4 protein-coding genes are annotated in these 3053 nt (G+C 54.7%); 1 reads left to right on the forward strand and 3 read right to left on the reverse strand.

Annotated elements, in window-relative coordinates:
- The first annotated feature begins 11 nt into the window (after window positions 1–11).
- Window positions 12–665, forward strand: a complete 654-nt coding sequence (bshB2, locus tag GZ1_RS17530; protein ID WP_015373926.1) for a bacillithiol biosynthesis deacetylase BshB2 — start codon at window positions 12–14, stop codon at window positions 663–665.
- A gap of 123 nt (window positions 666–788) precedes the next feature.
- Here the strand turns inward: bshB2 and GZ1_RS17535 are convergent, their stop codons facing one another.
- The 3 genes from GZ1_RS17535 to GZ1_RS17545 form a co-directional block, all read right to left on the reverse strand.
- Window positions 789–1601, reverse strand: coding sequence for a PhzF family phenazine biosynthesis protein (locus GZ1_RS17535; protein WP_060789003.1), 813 nt, complete (start codon window positions 1599–1601; stop codon window positions 789–791).
- The gene (locus GZ1_RS17540) at window positions 1598–2239 is read right to left on the reverse strand and encodes a precorrin-2 dehydrogenase/sirohydrochlorin ferrochelatase family protein (RefSeq protein WP_033005042.1); all 642 of its coding nucleotides are present in this window, start codon (window positions 2237–2239) and stop codon (window positions 1598–1600) included. Before GZ1_RS17540 ends, GZ1_RS17535 begins: the two co-directional genes overlap by 4 nt.
- Before the next feature lie 165 nt (window positions 2240–2404).
- Window positions 2405–2974 (reverse strand): PX domain-containing protein, encoded by a 570-nt coding sequence (locus GZ1_RS17545; RefSeq protein ID WP_015373923.1) that lies wholly within the window; start codon window positions 2972–2974, stop codon window positions 2405–2407.
- Between the last annotated feature and the right edge of the window lie 79 nt (window positions 2975–3053).

Raw genomic sequence — 3053 nt, forward strand, 5'->3', positions numbered from 1 at the left:
AGGGAGTTCCGTTGAATGAACGACATGTGCTCGTTGTTTTTCCCCACCCGGACGATGAAGCGTTCGGCGTGTCGGGAACGATTGCCGAGCATGCGCAAAACAGCACGCCGGTGACATACGTTTGCTTAACGCTCGGCGAAATGGGGCGCAATATGGGCGTGCCTCCGTTTGCCAACCGCGAAACGCTTCCACACATCCGCAAGCAAGAACTGGAGGAAGCATGCCGCATTCTTGGCATTCATGATTTGCGCCTGCTCGGCTATCGCGACAAGACGGTCGAGTTTGAGGATGAAGAAGAGCTGGCTGACCGGATCGCCGCCATCGTGGCGGAAACGAATCCATCGCTTGTCATTACGTTTTACCCCGGCTACAGCGTCCATCCCGATCATGACGCGTGTGGAGCCGCTGTCATCCGCGCCTTAAAGCGCTGGCCGAAAGAAGAACGGCCAACCGTCCATTGCGTTGCGTTTGCGAAAAACTGCGAACAAGACCTTGGCCAGCCGGATGTCGTGCGCGATGTCAGCTCGGTGATCGAGACGAAGCTGGCCGCCATTCGCGCCCACCGTTCGCAAACCGAAGGGCTGATGCAGGCAGCCTCCAAGCGCGGCGATGCGCTTGCCTGGCTGAAAACGGAGCGGTTTTGGACGTATCGGTGGGATGATTAAGCGGTCGGACACCGATTTGGGTGGGGGCGCTTTGTTCCGCCCCCCTATTTTCCTATTGGGTGCGATCCCATTGTCCAAACGCATGCAAACATCGCTGTCCGGCCAGGCAGCTGCTATCTTCATCTATAGCCAAACATACGCTTCTTCGGCCAATTCCCCCTTCAGCACAGTGACCGCTTTTCCTTCCAGATGCACTCTCTCCCCCGCCATCGTCACCCGCACAATGCCGCCGCGGGCTGAAGCTTGGTAGCCGACTAACGTCGTTTTCCCAAGCTTGTCCGCCCAATACGGCCCAAGGCAGCAGTGCGCCGAGCCGGTGACTGGATCTTCAGGAACACCAATAGTTGGAAAAAAAGCCCGCGATACAAAGTCTACTCCCTCCGTCATCGAGCGGCTTGTTACGATCACACCGAGGGCATCCACTTGTTGAAGCAAGTGAAAATCCGGCTGCAGCTCATGCACGATTCGTTCTGAATCAACTTCCACTAAATAGTCAAACCGGTTTCGTCCGATAAACAGCGGCTTTACCGCCAAGGCGTCGGTGAGCACGGCAGGAGGCGACTCGTCCAACATTGGCGCTTCATTCGGAAAATCAAGCCGAATCCAGCCATCGTTGTTGACAGCCGTTAACACCCCGCTGTTCGTGAAAAAGGCAATCGCTTCATCTCGGCGGTGTTCCCCGCGCTCCCACAGCACATGGGCGCTCGCCAACGTTGCATGGCCGCACAAGTCAACCTCTGCTTTAGGAGTAAACCAACGCAGACGATAGCCGCCCTCATGTGGAACTAAAAAAGCCGTCTCAGACAAATTCATTTCTGCGGCAACACGCTGCATCCACTCATCACGGGCCGGCTGCGGCAACAAGCAGACGGCCGCCGGGTTGCCGGCAAACGGCCGGTCAGTGAACGCATCGACAATATACATCGGAATGTTCATAGCTCTTTCCCTCTTTCCCCATTTCGTTCTTTTTCGTTCGCCAATAGCTGGGCCAACTCTTCATCCCATCGGCCGCGCTGCCGGAAAGAATCAGCAGCGAGCGCCTGAAACAGCAGCTTCCGTCCCTCAGCGTCCTCCACTTCGCGCAATACAACGTCGCGGGCCCGCTGCAAAAACTGAAGATACGGCCCATACTCTTCGCCATACTTCTCCTCAAGCTGGCGGCGAATGCGGCGGGCCACCGCCGGACTTGCCCCCCCGGTCGACACGGCAATGGTAAGCGGACCGCGGCGGACAACAGCGGGAACGTGAAAATCGCATCGCTCCGGGTCGTCCACGACATTTACGAGTTGACCGGGTGTTGCTGCTTGCGCCACCGCTTCATTCACCTTGCGATCATTCGTCGCGGCAATCACCAAAAAGGCCTCCGCCAAATCGTCTGGGTCAAACCGCTTTTTCTTCCAAACGATCATCCCCCCCGCGGCCAACGCTTGAAGCTCCGGCTCCGCTTCAGGCGCAATCATCACGATTTCCGCCCCTGCCTCTAACAATCCATGAATTTTCCTTGCCGCCACCTTCCCGCCGCCGACAACGACCGCGCGGCGGCCGCGCACATGAAGAACAATCGGATACCCCACGGCGCAACCCTCCCATTCCAGCATCAGGCAGACTGAGTCGGTTTCTGCGCAAAAACAGGCGCAATCTTCCCGGACTGCCTGCCTTGGCAGACAACCAAAAGGCGTTTCCAACCAAAATGTAAAAAAAGAAGCCGTGCATTGAACACGGCCTTTTTCTTCATTATATCATCCTTGTTTCACTTCCTGAAGCCATTTCGCCAACCGTTCATTTTTCTTTTTCATATGCTCAAGCCATTGCGGAAGCAGCTTTTTCATCGCCTCCTGGTCGTTGTTCTCCATCGCTTGCCTCGTTTGTTCATGAAGCTGGTGAAGCTGTTGTTTTTCTTCTTTCGTCATCCACCGTTTCTTTTTATGCAACTGTTTCAGCTCTTGTTTAAACTGTTCTTTGGTGATTTTTTTATTGGCCAGCTGGTCGATGAGCCGGTCAAGCGCTGCTTCGCGCTCTTTTTTCATCTTTTTGCACTTTTCTTTGATGGCCTGTTTCACATTTTCATCGTTCAACTGCTGACGCAACGCGTTCCGCTCATCCAGCACTTTTTTCCATTCTTCTTCCTGCTCAGGCGTATATTTTTGGACCATCTCCATCCACTTTTGCTCGTCAAGTCCCTCATGCTTCCACATATGGCCGACCGGCAAATGCACATCGGCCCCCCCGCCTGCATGGCTTCGAGCAGACACCCATGACGGCATCGCCAGAACGAGAGAAGCAAAAAAGGCAACCCATAATTTTCTCATCATGTGCACTCCTTTTTTCATTTCGTTCACGATCCATCAACGACTAGACAGCTGGGATCAATCATTCTTTATTTTCCCT

It is taken from the genome of Geobacillus zalihae NBRC 101842 (assembly GCF_001544135.1).
Lineage (GTDB): Bacteria > Bacillota > Bacilli > Bacillales > Anoxybacillaceae > Geobacillus > Geobacillus zalihae.